Raw genomic sequence first — 18,975 nt, forward strand, 5'->3', positions numbered from 1 at the left:
TTGTACCGTGGCTCAGAACTCCTCCCAATCGTCCTGGCTCGCGGCGGAAACCGGCTTGCGCCGTGGCGGCATGGACTCGCCAGCGCCGGACGACCCGCTGACCGCTGCGGCGCCGCGGGCCGATGCCGCGATCTTGGCCGGCGCCGGGACGGCGGTTGCAGCGCCTGTCGCGGTGCGCGCCAGCGCCGTAGTCCGCGTCGCCGCACGCGGCAGGGCCGGCGTCGCATATGCGGCATCCAGCTTGAACACGCTGACCACATCCGCCAGCTTGGCCGATTGCTCCTGCATCGATTCCGCCGCCGCAGCCGCCTGCTCCACCAGCGCGGCGTTCTGCTGCGTCACCTGGTCCATCTGCGTGATCGCGTCGTTGACCTGGGCGATGCCCTGGCTCTGCTCCTCGCTGGCGTGACTGATCTGGTTCATGATCTGCGTGACGCGCTGGATGCTGTCGACAATCTCGTGCATGGTCTGCCCGGCCCTGTCCACCAGGTCGGAACCGGCCTGCACCTTTTGTACCGAGTCGTCGATCAGGCTCTTGATGTCCTTGGCGGCCGAGGCGGAACGCTGCGCCAGGTTGCGCACTTCCGATGCCACCACCGCAAAACCGCGTCCCTGCTCACCGGCGCGCGCCGCCTCCACCGCCGCGTTCAGCGCGAGGATATTGGTCTGGAACGCGATGCCATCGATGACCGAAATGATATCGGCAATCTTGCGCGACGAATCGGTGATCGAACCCATGGTGTGCACCACCTCGCCCACCACCGAACCGCCACGGCTGGCGATTTCGGAAGCGCTGATCGCCAGCGCGTTCGCCTGCCGCGCGTTTTCCGCATTGAAGCGCACGGTGGAGGTCAGTTCCTCCATCGAGGACGCCGTCTCTTCCAGCGAGCTGGCCTGCTCCTCGGTGCGCGAGGACAGATCCTGGTTGCCGGCCGCGATCTCGGTGGACGCGGTCGCGATCAGATCCGTCCCGGTACGCACCTGGCCGACGATGTTCACCAGATTGCTGTTCATCGTCTTCAGCGCATGCATCAACTGTCCGGTTTCGTCGTTGCTGTGGACCTGAATATCGCTGGTCAGATCGCCGGACGATACCGTCTCCGCCACCTTCACCGCTTCATTGATCGGCCGCGTGATCGTGCGCGTGATCCACCACGCCGCCACCACGCCCAGCACGATGGCCGCCACCCCCAGCATGATCAGCAGCGTGCGTCCGCTTTGATACTGCTGTTGTATATGGGTCGCCGATTCGTCGAGCAAGGCCGCCTGCTTGTCAGCGAAATTCTTGAGCGCGGCCAGGTAGCGCACCCGCGCCGGTGTCATGTCGCCTTCGTAAATCCTGCCCGCCGTTTCAAGCTCGCCCGCATTCTTCGCGGTGAAGACGTTCTTGCGGAAGTCGGTGTACACCTTGCGCGTTTCGAGCACCTGCTTGAACAGCGGCTTGAGTTCAGGATCGTCGATGTTGGCGTTGATCTGGTCCTGGATCTGCGTGGCGCGCGACGACGATTCCGCCATCAGCGCTTCCAGTTTTTTCTGGTCGTCGGGATTACGCACCATCCACGCGCCGGAGGTACGTGCGGCATTCACCTCGATGATCTTGCCCCATTCGGCAATCAGGCGTTCGTCGCGGATGCGCACGTTGATCATCTCGTCCGTGAGTGCGCTGGCACTGCTCAGCCGCAAGATGCCGATCACGGTCATTGCCACCAACAGTAACAAGATAAGCGCGAAGCCGATGCCGAGACGGGTACCGATCCTGAGGTTATTCATTGCTGACTCCCTGGCAAATAATCCGATGGTCCAGGTCATCCTAGCATTATTTTTCCTCACACTATAGGTCCAAAAGAAATATTCGGCGCTGCGACGCAACATCACTCCCGTGCTGAAAACGTTCCCAAAAGTTCTTCCACGCCGGCGATCGCGGCTGGATCCTTGATCACCGCGCGCAGCCACACGTGCAGGGGCATGTCGCCCCAGCTGGCGGCGCGTTCGGCCAGATAGGTCACGGGGCTGTGCGGCTCGGTACGCCGGAAGAAGTCGGCCACCAGGCGCAGCTGCTGCAAGGCCTGGGCGCGGGTCTGCAGCGCCACGCCGGACAGCATGGCCGCCGCGACCACCGGCATGTCGCCGGACGCCGGCGGCGGCGCCAGGGCGCTCTGCGGGGCCAGACTGCGGATCAGCGACTGCAGCGCATCGCGCGCGGCGCCGAAGCCCGGACCGCTGGCACCCAGTTGCATATCTACCACGCGCTCCAGCGCCTGCAGTCCGGCGCAGCAGTATTCGGCGTCCTCCAGCGACGGCGCGGCGCACTCGCGCACCAGCGCGGGAGTGCGCGTCAACAGCCAGTGCAGGTTGCCGGTGCGCTGGTCGAAGTCGCCGTCGTCCGCTGGCGGATACAGATCGCGCCAGTGCCGATCGCACAATCCCGCCAGCACCGCGAAGCCATCGCCGAGGCCACGCAGGCCGGAGGTTTTCGCCAGCGCCTCCGCCAGCCAGACGCCCAGCCGCAGATCCTTGCTGCGCGTGGCGATCAGGTCGGCGCAGCGGCTGGCGACGAATGGCCAGTCGGCTTCCTTCAGCGCGGCTTCCCAAGCGCCCTGGTCGAGCGCGGGATCGTCGTACTGGCGCGCCTGGGCGATCGCATCCACTTCGCCGCTGAACGACAGGTCTTCGCCGCCGACCGGTTGCAGCAGCCGTTCCACATTGAACATGAGCGCCTCCTATTTGATGGTGTACTTGAACTGGCCCTTGCTAATGCCAGCCTTGATGCGGGTGATCGGTTCCTCCTGCGCCATCCTGGCCAGCACCGCCTCCGCAATTTCCGGCAGCAGCGTGCCGTTGAGGATGTGGTCGACGTTGCGCGCGCCGGAATCGACTTCGGTGCAGCGCTCCAGCACCGCATCCACCAGCGACTGATCGTAGCTGAACTCCGCGTGGTGATGTTCGCGGATGCGCCGGGCGATGCGGCCGAGTTTCAGCACGATAATCTGCGCCAGCACCGCGTCGGCGATCGGATAGTACGGCACCACCTTCATCCGGCCCAGGAAGGCCGGTTTGAAATGCTTCGCCAGTTGGGGACGCAGCAGCTGCTCCAGTTGCTCCGGGCCGGGCGGCGTCTCCTGGTTCAGGCACGCCTGCATGATGGTGGCCGAACCGGCGTTGGCGGTGGCGATGATGATGGTGTTGCGAAAGTCGATCTCACGGCCTTCGGCATCGTCCATCACGCCCTTGTCGAACACCTGGAAGAACAGCTCGGTGACGTCCGGGTGGGCTTTCTCGATTTCGTCGAGCAGCACCACGCTGTAGGGATTGCGCCGCACCGCTTCCGTCAGCACGCCGCCCTGGCCATAGCCGACGTAGCCGGGCGGCGAGCCTTTGAGACCGGAGACGCTGTGCGCTTCCTGATACTCGCTCATGTTGATGGTGATGAGTTTGCGCTCGCCGCCGTACAGCAGATCGGCCAGCGCCAGCGCGGTTTCGGTCTTGCCGACACCGGACGGGCCGACGAACAGGAACACCCCTTTCGGCTTGTCGGGATCATCGAGATTGGCGCGCGCCGTGCGCACCCGCTGCGCCACCGCGGCGATGGCGTGCGATTGGCCGAGGATGCGGGCCTGCAGCGTATCCTGCAGCTTGAGCACGGTCTGGATCTCGTCCCTGACCATTTTGCCGAGCGGGATGCCGGTCCAGCCGGAGACGATGGCGGCCACCGTGGCGCCGTCGACCTCCAGCGGCACCATGCAGGTCTCCGCCTGCAGGGCTTTCAGCTCGGACTTCAGCGTGGCGATATCGTTGCCCTGCCGGCGTTCGCGGAGGATCGCGGCCACCAGCGACTGCTCCCGCTGCCAGCGCGTCCGGTGCTGTGCATGCTCGTCCTTCAGCGTGGCGTGGGCGGCCTCCAGCTGCCGCAGGCGCGGGTCCTCCGTCCCCTCGCGACGCAGCGCGGTGATTTCGGCGTCGATGCGTTCCATGCGTCTGGCGGCGTCTTCGATCAGCGCCGGCATGCCGCTCTGCGCCAGCGCGACGCGGGCGCAGGCCGTGTCCAGCACGCCGACAGCCTTGTCGGGCAGCTGGCGGCCGCTGATGTAGCGGTGCGACAGCCGCACCGCCTCCGTCACCGCCTCGTCGCGGATGCGTACGCCGAAATGCTTTTCCATCAGCGGCGCCATCGCGCGCAGCATGGCGGCGGCGATGTCCTCCGCCGGCTCCTCCACCTTGACGACCTGGAAGCGCCGCGCCAGCGCGGCATCCTTTTCGAAATACTGTTTATATTCGCTCCAGGTGGTGGCGGCGATGGTGCGCAGCTCGCCGCGCGCCAATGCGGGCTTGAGCAGATTGGCGGCGTCATTCTGCCCCGCCGCGCCGCCGGCGCCGATCATGGTGTGCGCTTCGTCGATGAACAGGATGACAGGACGCGGACTTTGCTTGACCTCGTCGATGACGTTTTTCAGCCGGTTCTCGAACTCGCCCTTGACGCTGGCGCCGGCCTGCAACAGCCCCATGTCCAGCGTGTGAATTTCGACGTCCTTCAGCACCGGCGGCACTTCGCCGGCCGCCACGCGCAGCGCCAGCCCTTCCACCACCGCCGTCTTGCCGACGCCGGCCTCACCGGTCAGGATAGGATTGTTCTGGCGGCGGCGCAGCAGGATGTCGATCAACTGGCGGATCTCGGCCTCGCGACCGATGACCGGATCGAGCCTGCCTTCGCGCGCGCCGCGCGTCAGGCTGGTGGTGTACTGGTCCAGCGCCGGGGTGCGCTTTTCGCCGGCCAGCGGGATTTCGGCCAGAGACGCAGCCGAAGGCGCGTCCAGCGGCGTGGCGGCTGCCGGCGCCTCCTGCGATCCGCGCGTGTATTTGTCGAGTTGATGCTTGACCTCATCGATCGGAATGCGGGCCAGTGGCGCGGGCGCCAACTGCGCCAGCTCCGGCTGCGTCAGCAGCGCGACCAGCAGATGCGCGCTACGGATCGGCGCCGGCTCCAGCGAGGCGATCAGCCACGCCTGCTCCAGCAGCATCGGCAGATGGCGCGAGAACACCGGCGTGCGCGTGCTGCCGGTCTTGAGCTGGCTGATGGTGTGATGCAGGTCGGCCTGCAGCGCTGCCGTATCCACGCCGCAGGCGCCGGCGATCAGCACCAGGTCGCAGCGCTGCTGTTCCAGCAGCGCCAGGAACAGGTGCTCGATTTCGACCTCGTACTGCCCCAGCGAGACGCAGATGCTGGCGGCGCGGGTCGCCGCCAGGCGCGTGGTGTCATTCAGCTTGCTGATCAGCGTTTTCAGATTCAGATTCATGTGCGGCCTCCGCGCGCGCTGCGATTGATTGAATAGTGCAGCGATGACGGTTGCAGCACCGCGTCAAAGCTGACAGACTCCTGGTAAGACAGGCCGGCCAGCGTGGCGATAATCGCGAAGCTGACGCGGTTGATCGATCCCGGCTCATACTCCAGGCGCGCCTGCACGTTGCGCAGCCGCGGTTCATGGCGCTCGATTGCCGTCGTCAGCGCGGCGCAGATGCGCGCGCGGTCCTCGCTGCTGTTCATGCACATGCCGGCGAAGTCCATCAGGCCGTAGTTGGCGATGGAGCGTGCGCATTCCGGGTAGTCCTGCATCAGCTCGGGCGCGAGCGCGCAGCGGGTATTGAGCAGATCTTCCAGATCGCGCGCCACGCTGTCCTTGTACTGTTCCAGCGTCATGCCGCGCTCCATGCGGGCGTCGCCGAGCAGACGGTCCAGCAGGCCGGGGGCCAAGCCATTCATGGGATATTCCCGAAAAAGAAGCCAGGCCGGGGATGGCCTGGCGAAAAGCACGCCGCGCCGATATTGGCTACCGCGTCAGCACGGGCGCCGGGGAGTGCTCAGACAATGCGGTTGGCCGCCAGGTCCCAGCCGCCGGACGTGTTGCCGCCGGCGCCACCGCTGATTTTCTGCTGCGTGTACTTCCATTTGATCTTGGAGAATTTGAGCGCGACTTCCTCGCTCAGAATGTCGCCCTCCTCCACCGATGGCGACACGGCGCCGATCAGCACATTCTCGATCTCGATCTCGTAGTACTTCACGCGTTCGCCCTGGGCGTCCGCGCGCATGAACTCGAACTTGGCCTTGGGGATGGTGCGGCCCGCCGAGCAGGTCTGCAGCAGGATGGGCGAGGACAGATCGGCCAGCTTGGAGATCACGATGTCGCGATGCTCGCAGCGTTCCGCCGTGTGGCCGCCGCCGGTGGAGGCGGTGGCGGATTTCGGCTGGTCCACGCCGAAGCTGACCGATTTGCATTCGATCCATTCCTTGTGGCGGTCGTCATTGGATTCACCCTTGATGCCGTCGATATACAGATAAACGTCGATTGCCATTGCAAGCTCCTGTCTCAGTTGTCGTTGGGGGGATTAGCTGGTCGACTTCGGAAGCTCCGCGACCAGACGGAGTGAAACGGACAATTCATCGAGCTGGAAGTGCGGCCGCAGGAAGGACACGGCACGGTACACGCCCGGCCGCCCCGCCACCTCGTGCACCTGGACCGAGGCCTCGCGCAGCGGGAACTGCGCCTTCTGGTCCTGGCTGGCGTTATCGTCCAGCAGCACGTACTTCATCAGCCAGCGGTTGAGGAAGTCCTCGACATTCGACGCGGACGCGAAGCTGCCGACCTTGTCGCGCATCATCGCCTTCATGTAATGGGCGATGCGCGAGACCGCGAAGATGTATTGCAGCTGCGACGACAGCACCGCGTTGGCGTTGGCCGCCTCCGAGTTGTACTTGCGCGCCTTCTGCGCCGACTGCGCGCCGAAGAAGGCGGCATAGGCGGTGTTCTTGCAATGGACCAGCGAGATGAAACCAAGGTCGCTCAGTTCCTTCTCGCGGCGGTCGGTGATCGCCACCTCGGTCGGGCACTTGAGCGCCACTTCGCCCTCATCGGTCTTGAAGGTGTGCGTCGGCAGGTCGTCCACCAGGCCGCCGCCCTCGACGCCACGGATCGCCGCGCACCAGCCATAGTCCTCGAAGGCGCGCGTCAGCTTGGCGCCGAAGGCATAAGCGGCGTTGCACCACAGGTACTTGTGATGGTCGGTGCCGTCCACCTCCTCGACAAAATTGAAGCCGTCGACGTGCGTGCCGTCGACCGGGTTGAATGGCAGGCGGCCGAGGAAACGCGGCAGCGTCAGGCCAACGTAGCGCGAATCCTCCGATTCGCGGAATGCCTTCCACTTGGCGTATTCCACCGTGTCGAACACTTTGGAGAGATCACGCGGCCTGGCCAGATCGCCGTAACTTTCCAGCCCGAACAGCTCGGGCGAGGCGGCGCTGATGAAGGGCGCATGCGCGGCCGCCGCCACGTGCGACATCTGCTCGATGAAGTACATGTCCTCGGGCTGGCGCGAAATTTCGAAATCACCCAGCAGCGCCGCGTACGGCGCGCCGCCAAAAGTGCCGAATTCCTCTTCGTAGATCTTTTTGAACATGGTACTCTGGTCAAATTCCAGCGCGGTCTGGAAGTCTTTCACCAGTTCGCGCTTGGTGGCATTCAGCATGCGGATTTTCAGTCCCTGTCCGGTGGCCGAGTTTTTCACCAGGTAGTGCAGGCCGGTCCAGCTCTGCTCCAGCTTCTGGAACGCCGGAGCGTGCATGATGGCGCTGAGCTGACCAGAGATCAATTGGTCCAGCTCCGCCACACGCGCATCGAGCGTGGCCGACAGGTTGTTGGACACCACCACCGCGCCATCCATCACCTGCCGCACCAGTTCGGAGATGATGTCCCGGGCGCGCGCGTGTTCCGCGCTGGACTTGGCCACCTTGCTTTGTTCGACGATCTGGTCCAGCAGGCTGGCGCCCCCGGCGGCCGGCGCGGTCTGCTGCAGCTGATTCAGTTGTGCGGACATCTCAGTTCTCCCGGGGCGCCTGCAGGCTGGCCAGTTTGTCGGTGTTGTTCAGCACATCGCTGAGAATGTCTTCCAGCTTGTCGTTGCCGGCCAGCTTGTTGCGCAGGTCGGCCAGCTTGCTGCGCGCTTCCAGCAGCCGGGCCAGCGGTTCCACCTGCCGCACCACCGACTCCGGCCGGAAATCGTCCATGCCCCTGAAATGCAGCTCGACGTTGAAGCTGGTGTCCTTGTCGCCCAGATGATTCGGCACCTGGAAGCGCGCCACCGGTTCGACGCCGCTCATCACTTCGTCGAAGTTGTCGCTGTCGATGCTGACGAACTTGCGGTCCTTGAGGCGTTTCTTGTCCGCGTCCGGATTGCCGCCGAAGTCGCCGACCACGCCCACCACGAACGGCAACTCCTTGTTTTCCATGGCGTCGCCGATCTCGACGTCGTACGTCATCTGCACGCGCGGCGCACGGACCTTGTTGAGACGCTTCTGAATGCTGTCACTATTCGCCATACGCCCTCCCTATTTCAGGCCGCCGAAGGGATCGGCGTTGTTGGTCTGATTGTTCCTGAGTGCCGGGCCGCTGGCGGTCTTTTTCGCCGCCGGCGGCGGCGCGACCGGCTTGCGCGCAGTGGTCGGCACCAGCACGTCTTCGCCCAGGCTGGTGCGCAGCAGCTTGGCCAGGTCCTGGGCTTCCGAGCGCAGCGAGCCATTCAGGTTGTTCTGCTGGCTCAGATCCGCCAGCGCCTTGGTCGAAAGACGCAGGCCGCTGACGGCAACGATGCTGTTACCCAGCTTGTCGTTGGGGTCGCGCTGCAACGCCTCCAGCGCGTTGGTGATCGCTTCGCCATAGCTGGCGCGGTCGAATTTGATCTGCGCCATATGCAGCCAGGGCGTCTTGTCGGTCGGGTAGTTGGCGGCGGCGGTCTTGAGGATGCCTTGCGCCTTGTCGGTCTGGCCGGTGGACAGCGCGGCGTCGGCGTCGGCCAGGGCGCGGTCCAGCGACGCGGCCGGTTTGTCGGCGCGGACCACGGCGCCGTCGGTGGCGCAGGCGGACAACAGCAGCAGGCTGGCGGCGCAGCCCATCCAGGTACTTGCAGTGCTCATCGGTTTCTCCTTTTGCGTAACCGTGCGTGAAGATGGCCATTATTCATGAATGCTTTTTGCCGAAATTGCGCTTACTCAAGCAGTTGCCTGTTTCCGCTTTGCTTGCGCGGACGCAAACAGCGGCGGGTCCGCTTTCGCTCTAATGCATGGATGGCGATAACGGGAGAGACAGCATGAGCATTCCGGCGAAGGTGTTGTGGGGTGAAGGACTGTTCCTGCGCCCGCAGCATTTCCAGCAGCAGGACCGCTATCACGAGGCGCGCCTGCATCACACGGCGATGGCGCTGCAGCCCTACCTGTGGGGCGTGCGCGAGATCCGCTGGGACTTCGATGCGCTCAAGGCCGGCAAGCTGCGGCTGGAGGCCTTGTCGCTGATTTTTCGCGACGGCGAAATCATCGATGCGCCGGCCAGCGCGCCGCTGCCGGCGGCGGTGGACCTGACGCGCATTCCGCCCAACGTGCCGACGCTGACCTGGCATGCGGCGCTGCCGTCGCTGGCCGCGAGCGGCAACACGGCAATGCATGGCGACGCCTCCGCCGCCGCGCGTTACGGCCAGTCCAGCCGCGATACGGCCGACATGTACACGCAGGCCGCCGGCACGGACGTGGCCTTCCTGAATGGCGCGGTGCGGCTGATGTCCGACCTGGAGCCGCTGGGCGCCTTCGAATGCGTGCCGCTGATACGGCTGCGGCGCGTGGTCACCGGCGGCTTCGAGCCCGATCCCGCCTTCGTGCCGCCATCGCTGTCGGTCGCCGCCGCGCCGGCGCTGCAATCGACGCTGCACCGGCTGCTGGATGCGCTGCAGGCCAAGGTGCAGTCGCTGCAGGGGCATATGCGTGAGCCCAGCCGCAACGTGATCGAATTCCGCTCCGGCGACGTTTCTTCGTTCTGGCTGCTGCACACGGTGAGCACCTCGGCGGCGGCGCTGATGCATTACGTGCGCAATCCGGACCTGCATCCGGAACGCCTGTTCGAAGCGCTGCTCGCGCTGGCGGGCGCGATGATGACCTATTCGAAGCAGTACGCGCTGATCGATCTGCCGGGCTATCAGCACGACGATCCGGCGCCCTGCTTCTCCACGCTGGACGGCATCATCCGCGACCTGCTCGACACCGTGATCTCGACCAGGTATTTCGCCATCGCGCTCACCGAGGACAAGCCGAGCTACTACCTGGGCAAGCTCGATTCGGGCAAGATCGACCAGCGCACCACGCTGTATCTGGCCGTCGGCGCCGCGCTGCCGGCGCTGGAGCTGGTGGAAGTGGTGCCGCTGCGGGTCAAGGTCGGCGCCCCGGACGACGTTGAAAAATGCGTGCTATCGGCCATGCCGGGCGTGAAGTTGACGCACGCGCCGCAGGTGCCGGCGGCGATTCCGGTGCAGCCGGACACCTACTATTTCGCACTGGAGGGCAAAGGTATGCTGTATGAGCAGATGCTGAAAGCGCAGTCGATTTCGATCTACGTACCGGCCGGGATCAAGGACCTGCGCCTCAACCTGATCGCGGTGACGGCATGACGCCGCACGTCGAACGCCGCGCCATTCCGACGCTGATGGGCGGTCAGCGCAAGCAGATCCAGCCCGGCTACGGCCACGTGCAGACCCTGCTCGATCTGCTGCAGGAAGGCTTTTACCTGCTGTTCATGCTGAAGAACGGCAGCACGCCGCCGGGCGAAGCGGCGTTCCTGGACCACATCACCGCGTTCCTCGCCGATTTCGACAGCGAGGCACGCAAGCTGCGGGCGCAAGGCGAAGATATCGACGCTGCCAAATACGCCTTTTGCGCGGCACTGGACGAGATCATTCTGGCCTCGCCGTTCCCGATGCGCTTCGCCTGGGAGCGGCGCCCGCTGCAGTTGGTGATCTTCGGCGACCAGTTGGCCGGAGAGCACTTCTTCGACCGACTCGAAGCGCTGCGCAGCGCGGGCGGCGCGCGGCTGCCGGCGCTGCAGGTGTTTCATATGTGCCTGCTGATCGGCTTCCGCGGCAAATACGCGCTCGACGCCAGCGACAAGCTGGCCTACCTGACCGCGCGCCTGGGCGAGGAAATCGCCCACATGCAGGGCAAAAGCAAAGGCTTTGCGCCGCAGGCGGAGCGGCCGGACCAGATTGTCCACAAATTGCGCAGCAATGCGCCGTTGTGGGCGGTGTCCGCCGTGTTCGCGGCGATCGCCCTGACCGCGTACGTCGCGCTGGAAGCGTCGCTGGCGCACACCACGCAGGACTCGCTGGCGGCCTACGCCGACCTGGTGAAACTGGCGCCCCGGCCGGCCTACGTGACCATCACCCTGCCCTGATCAGTCGGCGACGCGGAATTCGATGCGCCGGTTGCGGGCGCGCCCATCGGCGCTGGTGTTGTCCGCCACGGGACGGTCCGGCCCCTGGCCCGATACCGTGATCATCTCCTGGTTGATGCCCCTGGCCGACAGGTAGCTGCGCACCGCCTCCGCGCGCGCCTGGCTCAGCGCCAGATTGCTGTCGCGCAGGCCGACATTGTCGGTGTGGCCGATCACCTCCACCTTCTTGCCCTTGACCTTCTGTAGCGCCGCCGCCATCTCGTCGAGAATCGCCTGGCCGGACGGCGTCAGCGTCGCCTTGCCGCTGTCAAATTCGATGATGCGCCTGGCCAGCGTGGCGTCCAGCAGGTTCTGCTCGGCGGCGCTCACGCGCAAGCCGTTGTTGACCGTGTAGCTGGGATTCAGACTGGTGGCGATATCGCTGGCGATCTGCTGCCGTTGTGCTTCGTTGGCCACTTCGCCGCGCACGGTGACGTTGGTGCCGTCGATCTTCAGCTCCCCTTTGCTGATCAGCTTCAGGTTGGGACCGATCAGCCTTTGCACATAGCCATTCCAGTTGGGCGGCAGCGACACCTGGGCGATGGACAGCTGGTCAACCACGCGCCCGGCGCCGTACAGCGCGCGCAGCTGCGCCAGCAGCGCGGCCTTGCTGGCCTCATCGGGGACGCCGCCGGTCACCACGATCTGGCCCGGCGCCTGCGCGGCGGCAGCGGTGGCGATCAGCATCAGGGAAAAGAACAGATGGCGCATGGCGGGCTCCTTCAGACAAAGGTTTCATGGAACAGCGCCTGCACCGATCGCAGCGACAGCTGTCCCTGTTCGAGATAGGCCGACAGCTGCTGCACGCGCGCATCGCCGGCGGTCAGCTCATCGACCCAGCCGGCGTAATCGAAGCTGACCTGGTGCTCGGCCGCGCATTGCGGGTCAATGATGGCGGCCAGCGTTTCCGGCGCGGCGCCGCCGAAGCCGATCACCAGCGACGGCTGGTCGCGCAGGTCGGCAAAAAACAGGCTCAGTTCAAAATCGGCCTGGCTCAGGAACGGCACGATCAGATGCAGCCAGAACGCCGCCACCAGGTAGCGCTGGCGCGCCGCCTGCGGCAGCGGCAGCACCAGGCTCTTGTCCAGCCGCTCGGCGCCGCTGCGGCGCACCGGCTGCAGCAGCAGGCCGACCGCCAGGATGGTGCGGCGCACGCCGGCGCGCGGCAGCATCGCCTCCAGCGCACCAACGTTGTGGCGGTCCAGGAAGTCGACGAACGCCTGCCCATGCGCCGCCTCCCCCGGACTGACTTCGACACGGGCGGCGGCCAGACCATGCAACGCCGTGTTGGGTTCGTCCGCGCCCAGCACGTCGGCGGTCAGGCCGTCCAGTTCATGCCACAGCGGCGCCAGCACCAGCGGGCTGCAGGGCACAAACGCGGCCGCATCGTCCACCTCGATCGCGCTCATCGCCAGAAACGGGTAGCGGCGCTGCGACAAGTCGCTGCTCGGCGACAGGTGCCCGGCAATGGCGCGCCGGCTGCGGGTGCCGACGAAGGCGAAGTGCAGCGGCTGCAAGGCGTCGTAGTTGAGCTTCCAGCGCGGCTCCGCGCTCACCATGTTCATCACGTCGGCCAGCCAGTCGTCCAGCAGGCTGGCCAGGGCCAGGTTGTCGACCGCCTTGACGAAGTCGCTGCGCGCCGGCAGCTTGCCGAAGTAGCCGATGCGCGCCGATTGCGGGCCGCGCTTCATTGCACCACTCCCGCCGGCGCGACGGCCACCGCCGTCGGTATCGCGCCGGGACGGATCGCCGGCAGCGCCGGTGACGACACGGTGGCCGGCGCGCCGACAACCGTCTCCGGCAGCCGCAGGCCGCGATAGCCCTGCTCCTGCGGCGCTTCCGCGCTGCTGACGATCTTCAGCCCCATCGCCACCGTGATCGCGCCGCTGGTCCAGCGCAGTTCGAACACGCCGCCGTCGCGCTTTTGCTTGGCCGCCGCGTCGATCATGCGTTTCAGGCCGAACTGGCCCGGTTCGTTGAACACGTCGACGTTGCGGCCGTCCAGCGCCACCGCCGTGATGCGCGCGCCCGGTACGCCCTGCGGACTCGGATGCACCATGCTGGCCCACTGCGCCGGCGTGTTCCGGTAGCGCAGCTGCTGGCCGTCGATCTCCACCGTGTATTCCAGCGTTGCCGGCGACGGCATGGGCTGGATCTGGAAGATGGTCTGCGCGCCGCCCGGCGGCGCCACCCCGCCGGCGCCCACCGGCGCGATCCACGACGAAAAGCGCGCCACCGTCTGCGGCGACAGCGTGATGCCCATATCGGCCCAGGTGCGCGGCGCCAGCACGTCGCCCCGGCGCACAACCAGCGACCCCATGGCGCTGTTGGCAAATTTGGCGATCAGACCGTCCGGGCCGAAGAACTGGGCGATTTCGGCGCCGGATGCCTCGACGTGCGCACTCGGCTCGAACGGATATTTGCTGGCCAGCGACTGCTGGAACGGTTCGTAGACCTGCGCCAGCCAGGTCTTGTTGATCTCCGCCTCCACCGGCGCGATCAGCACGGCGAAGGTCTGCATCAGCGGCCGCACCAGGATGGGCCGGATAGCCTGCTTCTGCGGCTCGCTCATCCCGGTCAGCATCTGCTCGTCGACATAGCGCAGCACCTCGGCCAGCTCCGAGCCGCTGCCTTCCAGCGTCTGCTGCATGAACTGGCGCGCGCCGGGACCGGGATCGCCCTGGTTCTTGAGCTGATTGAGCCGGCTGCGCAGCTTGGACAAGGCTTCCAGGTAAGCGCGCATCAGCGAGCCATCGCGGTCGCGCGTGGCCACCAGCCGCGAGATGCCGGCAAATTCACGGCCGACCACGCCGGTCGTCTGCTCGGGCAGCTGCAGATTGACATTGATCTGCGCCGGTGCGCGGCCGAGCAGGCTGTATTTGATCCAGTTGATGAAACCCGTCTGCACCTGCTTCATCTCGGCGTTGGACACCAGCGGCGCATCCCACGAAGTCTGCTCATGGATCGCGTTCAGCAAGCGCGATAAAGGCGACGATTGCGGGTCGCCCAGTCGATTCATCGCGGTGACGGCGGCGTCGAAGCCATTCAGGTTGGCGATGCTGACGCCCTGTACGAATTTCTGCCATTCGCGCGCGTAATCGGCCTTGTACAACTCGGTCAGGCCTTTCTGGATTTGTTCGGGACTGCCTTCCAGCGTCAGATCGTCGCGCGCGGCGGTCTTCAGCACCCAGTCGGTACTTTGCAGTTCTTTATTGGCCGCTTCCCGAAAGGCACCGCGGACGAATTTTTCCCAGGCGTCGCGCGTGTATGCCCCGGGGACCGCGTGGCTGCCGGTGACCAGCGCCTGATCCTGCTCGCCGACCATGCGCGCCACCGTGGTCGATGGAAAGCGGGTGTTGGCGCGGGCGCGGATGTCGGCGTAGACGCGCTCGCGGGCCGGCATGCCGCGCACCACGCGGCGCAGGTTGTCGCGCGCCTGGTCCACCAGCGCCAGCTTCAGATCGATGCGCGGCCAGGACGGATCGGCTATCTGCGCCAGATAAAAGGTCATCAGCTTTTCGGCACTGTGGATCAGCTGTTCGCGCGTCATGGCGCCGCGGTTGTTCTCCAGCCAGGCGCGCCAGTGGCGCGGCAGCTGGTCGTTCAGATGACTGGCTTCGGCGTGCGATTTATCGGCCAGCATCAGGTAACTCTTCAGCGCATTGTAGGCGTCATCGACATTGGTGGCGGAGGCTTCCTGGAACTGCTGGCCGGTGGCAGGTGGCGCGGCGCCGGACGGCTGCAACGCATCGGCATGCGTGTTCATTTCCGCCAGCAGCGTCTCCAGGCTGGCCACCACCGGCATCAGCATCACGTTGCGCACGCCGGCGAAATACTCCTCGCGCAGCTTGCGCTCCAGCGCCTCGCCCTGGTAGAGGCCCATGCGCAGCGACCAGGGACGCGCTTCGCGGTACTTCTCCAGCTGGACCAGGCGGTCCTGGATGATCTCCAGCGCCTCCAGCCGCGATTGCAGGTCGAGCCGCCTGGCCTGCAGCTTGACCACCTTGTCGAGGTCCGCCTGCACGTTGCTGACCAGCTGCCGGTTGGCCATGTACGACCAGCTCCATCCGCCCAGCGTGGTGCCCAGCAACAGCACCGCGCCGAAGAACGCCGCATAACGCAGGCGCACCTTGTTCCTGCTGGCGTACTGCGAGACCAGATCCTTGTCTTCGAAGATCACCTTGCGGAACAGATTCAGGAGGAAGAAGCCGGACTGCCCCGCCGCGGCCATGGGCGCCGCCCCGCTGGCCGTCAGCTCGAAGCGCTTTGCCACGCGCTGCGCCTGTGCGCTGACCGGCATGCCCTCCTGCAGTGCGCTGGTGAAGTAGAAGCCGCGGAACAGGGGCTTGAACTGGAACGGGTTTTCCTCGAACAGTGTGGCCAGGAAGGCACGCAGCGGCATGCGGATGGTCGCGAACTCCAGCGGAAAGGTGAACACGCCCGGCTCCATGCGCTGGCGCCGCTGCTGGCTCATGTTGGCGACGCTCAGCGCCTTGAGGCCATCGCACAATTCATCAAAGGCGTGGTCGAAGAAGGCGATGATCTGCTGGCTGCTGGTCCTGCGCTGGTACGGCATGGTCGCGCCCCACACGCGCTCACGCTCGCCGCGTTCCACCTGGGCGAAGAATTCGCCGAAGCCGCTGATCAGGTCCGCCTTGGTGAACATTACGTACACCGGCGCGAAGATCTCCAGCCGCTCGATCAGATCCTGCACCCGCTTGCGCAGACTGCGCGCCAGCTTGATGCCGGCTTCGGGATCGTCGCCGCGCAGTTCGGCGATGCTGACCGCGATGATGATGCCGTTGACCGGCGCGCGGCGACGATACTTCTTCAGCAGATCGAGAAAACCGTGCCACTCCTCGCGATGCTCGTCCAGCACCGAATAGCGGCCGGCCGTATCCAGCACGATGCCCTCGGTGGTGAAGAACCAGTCGCAGTTGCGCGTGCCGCCCACACCCTGCAGCACCTTGCCGTCGGCGAAAGGAAACTGCAGGCCGGAGTTGGTGATGGCCGTGCTCTTGCCTGCCGCCGGATTGCCGATGATCATGTACCACGGCAGCTCGTACAAGGCGCGGTGGCCGGCGACCATGCCCAGCTTGGAGCCCTTGATGGTGTCGATCGCCTTCAGCATGCTGTCGCGGATGGCCTTGACCTCGGCGTCGGCCGCGCTGACGATGGCAGTGCCGAGCTGTTCGGACTCGCGCCGCGCGCGCCGTCGGCGCCACCACCAGACGGCACCGGCCAGCGCCAGCATCGCCGTGACGGCCGCCAGCGCCCAGATCAGCGCCAGCTCCAGCACTTGCGCGCCCAGCAAGAACAAGGCCGCCATCGCCAGCAGGCCGACGAAGGTAAGTTGGCGGCTATCGGTAAGGAAGTTCCAGATTCTGCGCATCATGGCTCGTGTCCGGCAAACGGCGCCCAGGCGACAGGCGGACCGATCAATGTTGCCACCATCCACGGCCGCATTTCTTGCGGCAAAACAATGGCGCTATCGACGGACGGTGCGCGGCAGCCGCAACTCGGTGTGGCCGAAGTCCATCATGGTCCAGCGCCCGCCCCAGGTCAGGCCGACCGCTTCGGCCGTCTCGCCGTACAACCGGTAACCGCGCATGGCCCAGGGGTCTTTTTCGGAAATCACCAGCTTGCCGTCGCGCAGGAAGGCGCAATCGGCGGCCAGGCCGAACTGGTGATAGCTCTGGAACGCCCTGGCGTTGGTCACGCCGGGACCGGCGGCGGCCAGCGCATCCTGCCGCTCCGGGCTGCGATACCCCTCCAGGATGGCCATGTCGTAGCCATGGCGCTCGCGCATGATGCGGAACACCAGCAGCAGACGCTGGGAAAACGTGGGCTCGAGCAACTGCCAGTTGCGGTTGGCGCTGTCGAGCATGGGCCGCACCAGCGTGACTTCGGCGGTGGTGAACGCCAGCGGGGGCGGCGGCGCGGGGGCGGTCAGCTGCTCGCCCTGCAACAGGCCGGCGATCTGTTCATTGATCGCCTGGCTGTCGGTGTCGTAGCCGGACAGCATGCCACGGCCGCTCAGCGTCAGGGCCAGCAGCGGCGGCACGATCAGCAGTATCAACACCGCGATCAGCAGCGGATAGCGTTGGCGCAGAAAGCGCCACCCCGTGCGCAAGCCGCCGCCGGCATCGCGGCCCAGCCCGGCGGCCTGGCGCACACCGTTCCGGTAACCGCCGCGCACACGGCGGCCGCAGCGCCGGCTGACTGCGCTTAGCGAGGCCATCAACAGCTCGCGGGCGCCGGGAAACAGCAACAGCCAGGCGCCGAAACAGGCAAGCACGAAGAACATCAGCATGGAAAAGAGAAACATGGTGCGCTCCATCAAAACGGGCGATCGCCGCAGACCGGACACTCCATCGTAGGGCCGTCCAGGACACAGCGTTCTCGGCCAGATCAAATGCGAGGGGGATATCGTGGATACATCAACACCCAGGCCGGATCTGCTGGCCGGCACGACGCGCGCGGCGCCGGCCAGGCGCATCCTGGCGCAGCTCGAGCATGGCGCACGCCCGCAACTGGCGCCTGTCAAGGCCAGCAGCTGGACCATCGATGGCTGGACGGTAGGCTTGTGCGTGCTGCTGTTGGTGATGTGCACCACCGCGTGGCTGGTGCACAGCAAGAAGCTCACGCCAGCCGGGCTGCGCTCCGGCGCCAGCTACAGCGGCAGCACGGTGACGCACCATCCGCGCCCGCCGTCTGTCACGGCGTCCAGCGTGACGCCGCCGCCGTCTCTGGCTGAAGATGATGAGCAGGCCGCCACCATCGTCAATGCGGACAGCGCGGGCGACAAGACCGCCGCCAGCCCGATGACGGGTAGCCATCAAGCAGCCGCTACGGGTGCCGGCGCGCGCGGTGGCGGGATTCCCGCCAACCGCCCGACCTTTGCCGCCGATACTATCGGCCACCTACCCGGCGCCGCGCGCGCGCCGGCCTCCTCCGCCGTTGCCCAAACCGGCGCGGCGCATCCGGCGACCGTGGGCGCGACCGGACGCGCCGCTGCGACGCCACGCAAAGCGGACGCGGGCAGTTCGGCGGCAGCAGCCAACAATGCGGACACCGACATCACCCTGCTGACCGCGCTGGTCGCCCATAGCAACAAGCCCGCCGCCGTCACACCCGAACGTCCGCGCGACGTGGTCGAACGCCAGGACGGCGACAGCACCGCCCAGTTGCTGGTCCGCTGCAAACAACTGGGCCTGATCGAAGGCATGCTGTGCCGCTCACGTATCTGCTCCGGCCGCTGGGAAAGCGACCCGGCCTGTAGCGCGCCGTCCCACTAGCGCAGACAGGCCGTACTCTCACCGACATGAACTCGAATCAGGGAGCTGCGGATTGACGGTCAGGTAATCTAGACTTCCAGCGCAAGCGGTTTAATCTCTTTTGCGATAGTCTTGCCGGCCAACGTCTCTGCCACGCGAAGATCATACGCACTTTGCAGGTTCAACCACCCTTGCGCTTCACTACCAAAATAACGTTCCAAACGCAGGGCCGTATCCGCCGTCACGCCACGCTGTCCCTTGATAATTTCACTAAGCCGCGAGTACGGAACACGCAATGCCAAGGCCACCGCGCGAACACTCACACCCATAGGCTTGATATAGTCCTCCAACAAAACCTCGCCGGGATGAACAGGACGCATTCCATTCTTAAACATGATGTACCA

The 18,975-nt window shown here is 65.8% G+C and carries 16 protein-coding genes; 3 read left to right on the forward strand and 13 right to left on the reverse strand.

Annotation, left to right across the window (positions count from 1 at the left end):
* Nucleotides 1-12: 12 nt before the first annotated feature.
* From E4L98_RS27855 to E4L98_RS27890, 8 genes are all read right to left on the reverse strand, one after another.
* Nucleotides 13-1,770, reverse strand: coding sequence for a methyl-accepting chemotaxis protein (locus E4L98_RS27855; RefSeq protein ID WP_135204795.1), 1,758 nt, complete (start codon nt 1,768-1,770; stop codon nt 13-15).
* Between the two features lie 101 nt (nt 1,771-1,871).
* The gene (locus tag E4L98_RS27860; RefSeq protein WP_135204796.1) at nt 1,872-2,711 is read right to left on the reverse strand and encodes a type VI secretion system ImpA family N-terminal domain-containing protein; all 840 of its coding nucleotides are present in this window, start codon (nt 2,709-2,711) and stop codon (nt 1,872-1,874) included.
* A gap of 9 nt (nt 2,712-2,720) precedes the next feature.
* Entirely contained in the window at nt 2,721-5,291 is a 2,571-nt protein-coding gene (gene tssH / locus E4L98_RS27865; protein WP_135204797.1) for a type VI secretion system ATPase TssH, read from the reverse strand.
* Complete coding sequence (gene tssE, locus E4L98_RS27870) at nt 5,288-5,755, reverse strand: type VI secretion system baseplate subunit TssE (RefSeq protein WP_135204798.1); 468 nt, start codon at nt 5,753-5,755, stop codon at nt 5,288-5,290. The genes tssH and tssE overlap by 4 nt, the downstream gene beginning before the upstream one ends.
* Before the next feature lie 98 nt (nt 5,756-5,853).
* Complete coding sequence (locus E4L98_RS27875; protein ID WP_135204799.1) at nt 5,854-6,345, reverse strand: Hcp family type VI secretion system effector; 492 nt, start codon at nt 6,343-6,345, stop codon at nt 5,854-5,856.
* A gap of 33 nt (nt 6,346-6,378) precedes the next feature.
* A complete protein-coding gene (gene tssC, locus E4L98_RS27880; RefSeq protein ID WP_135204800.1) occupies nt 6,379-7,863 on the reverse strand; it encodes a type VI secretion system contractile sheath large subunit in 1,485 nt (494 codons plus the stop codon).
* 1 nt (nt 7,864) lies between these two features.
* Nucleotides 7,865-8,365: a type VI secretion system contractile sheath small subunit gene (gene tssB, locus E4L98_RS27885; protein ID WP_135204801.1), complete on the reverse strand. Its 501-nt coding sequence runs from the start codon at nt 8,363-8,365 to the stop codon at nt 7,865-7,867.
* A 9-nt stretch (nt 8,366-8,374) separates the two neighbouring features.
* The gene (locus E4L98_RS27890; RefSeq protein WP_135204802.1) at nt 8,375-8,959 is read right to left on the reverse strand and encodes a tetratricopeptide repeat protein; all 585 of its coding nucleotides are present in this window, start codon (nt 8,957-8,959) and stop codon (nt 8,375-8,377) included.
* Between the two features lie 173 nt (nt 8,960-9,132).
* On the opposite strand from E4L98_RS27890, the gene tssK reads away from it, so the two are divergent.
* Nucleotides 9,133-10,476, forward strand: a complete 1,344-nt coding sequence (gene tssK / locus E4L98_RS27895) for a type VI secretion system baseplate subunit TssK (RefSeq protein ID WP_135204803.1) — start codon at nt 9,133-9,135, stop codon at nt 10,474-10,476.
* Entirely contained in the window at nt 10,473-11,255 is a 783-nt protein-coding gene (icmH, locus tag E4L98_RS27900; protein ID WP_135204804.1) for a type IVB secretion system protein IcmH/DotU, read from the forward strand. The genes tssK and icmH overlap by 4 nt, the downstream gene beginning before the upstream one ends.
* On the opposite strand, the gene E4L98_RS27905 is transcribed toward icmH, so the two are convergent.
* The 4 genes from E4L98_RS27905 to E4L98_RS27920 all read right to left on the reverse strand — a co-directional run bounded on the left by E4L98_RS27905 (nt 11,256) and on the right by E4L98_RS27920 (nt 17,622).
* Nucleotides 11,256-12,005 carry an OmpA family protein gene (locus E4L98_RS27905; RefSeq protein ID WP_135204805.1) on the reverse strand — a complete coding sequence of 250 codons (750 nt, stop codon included), beginning with the start codon at nt 12,003-12,005 and terminating at the stop codon, nt 11,256-11,258. It lies immediately after the preceding gene.
* Between the two features lie 11 nt (nt 12,006-12,016).
* A complete protein-coding gene (gene tagF, locus E4L98_RS27910) occupies nt 12,017-12,985 on the reverse strand; it encodes a type VI secretion system-associated protein TagF (RefSeq protein WP_135204806.1) in 969 nt (322 codons plus the stop codon).
* Nucleotides 12,982-16,686 carry a type VI secretion system membrane subunit TssM gene (gene tssM, locus E4L98_RS27915; RefSeq protein WP_135204842.1) on the reverse strand — a complete coding sequence of 1,235 codons (3,705 nt, stop codon included), beginning with the start codon at nt 16,684-16,686 and terminating at the stop codon, nt 12,982-12,984. The genes tagF and tssM overlap by 4 nt, the downstream gene beginning before the upstream one ends.
* 96 nt (nt 16,687-16,782) lie before the next feature.
* A complete protein-coding gene (locus E4L98_RS27920) occupies nt 16,783-17,622 on the reverse strand; it encodes a M15 family metallopeptidase (RefSeq protein WP_135204807.1) in 840 nt (279 codons plus the stop codon).
* A gap of 103 nt (nt 17,623-17,725) precedes the next feature.
* Here E4L98_RS27920 and E4L98_RS27925 point away from each other — a divergent pair, with 103 nt between their 5' ends.
* Nucleotides 17,726-18,592, forward strand: coding sequence for a hypothetical protein (locus tag E4L98_RS27925; protein WP_135204808.1), 867 nt, complete (start codon nt 17,726-17,728; stop codon nt 18,590-18,592).
* A gap of 68 nt (nt 18,593-18,660) precedes the next feature.
* Here E4L98_RS27925 and E4L98_RS27930 read toward each other — a convergent pair whose 3' ends face one another.
* Nucleotides 18,661-18,966 carry a HigA family addiction module antitoxin gene (locus E4L98_RS27930; RefSeq protein WP_135204809.1) on the reverse strand — a complete coding sequence of 102 codons (306 nt, stop codon included), beginning with the start codon at nt 18,964-18,966 and terminating at the stop codon, nt 18,661-18,663.
* Nucleotides 18,967-18,975 lie beyond the last annotated feature (9 nt).

This window comes from Duganella callida (assembly GCF_004614165.1).
GTDB classification, from domain to species: Bacteria; Pseudomonadota; Gammaproteobacteria; order Burkholderiales; family Burkholderiaceae_D; genus Rugamonas; species Rugamonas callida.

What these genes read in the sequence shown, in the direction of transcription:
- E4L98_RS27905 (WP_135204805.1), bottom strand. Translation starts at nt 12,005, where the DNA reads ATGCGCCATCTGTTCTTTTCCCTGATGCTGATCGCCACCGCTGCCGCC.
- E4L98_RS27930 (WP_135204809.1), bottom strand. Translation starts at nt 18,966, where the DNA reads ATGTTTAAGAATGGAATGCGTCCTGTTCATCCCGGCGAGGTTTTGTTG.
- tssH (WP_135204797.1), bottom strand. Translation starts at nt 5,291, where the DNA reads ATGAATCTGAATCTGAAAACGCTGATCAGCAAGCTGAATGACACCACG.
- E4L98_RS27875 (WP_135204799.1), bottom strand. Translation starts at nt 6,345, where the DNA reads ATGGCAATCGACGTTTATCTGTATATCGACGGCATCAAGGGTGAATCC.
- E4L98_RS27890 (WP_135204802.1), bottom strand. Translation starts at nt 8,959, where the DNA reads ATGAGCACTGCAAGTACCTGGATGGGCTGCGCCGCCAGCCTGCTGCTG.
- tagF (WP_135204806.1), bottom strand. Translation starts at nt 12,985, where the DNA reads ATGAAGCGCGGCCCGCAATCGGCGCGCATCGGCTACTTCGGCAAGCTG.
- tssB (WP_135204801.1), bottom strand. Translation starts at nt 8,365, where the DNA reads ATGGCGAATAGTGACAGCATTCAGAAGCGTCTCAACAAGGTCCGTGCG.
- icmH (WP_135204804.1), top strand. Translation starts at nt 10,473, where the DNA reads ATGACGCCGCACGTCGAACGCCGCGCCATTCCGACGCTGATGGGCGGT.
- E4L98_RS27860 (WP_135204796.1), bottom strand. Translation starts at nt 2,711, where the DNA reads ATGTTCAATGTGGAACGGCTGCTGCAACCGGTCGGCGGCGAAGACCTG.
- tssK (WP_135204803.1), top strand. Translation starts at nt 9,133, where the DNA reads ATGAGCATTCCGGCGAAGGTGTTGTGGGGTGAAGGACTGTTCCTGCGC.
- tssC (WP_135204800.1), bottom strand. Translation starts at nt 7,863, where the DNA reads ATGTCCGCACAACTGAATCAGCTGCAGCAGACCGCGCCGGCCGCCGGG.
- tssE (WP_135204798.1), bottom strand. Translation starts at nt 5,755, where the DNA reads ATGAATGGCTTGGCCCCCGGCCTGCTGGACCGTCTGCTCGGCGACGCC.
- tssM (WP_135204842.1), bottom strand. Translation starts at nt 16,686, where the DNA reads ATGCGCAGAATCTGGAACTTCCTTACCGATAGCCGCCAACTTACCTTC.
- E4L98_RS27855 (WP_135204795.1), bottom strand. Translation starts at nt 1,770, where the DNA reads ATGAATAACCTCAGGATCGGTACCCGTCTCGGCATCGGCTTCGCGCTT.
- E4L98_RS27920 (WP_135204807.1), bottom strand. Translation starts at nt 17,622, where the DNA reads ATGTTTCTCTTTTCCATGCTGATGTTCTTCGTGCTTGCCTGTTTCGGC.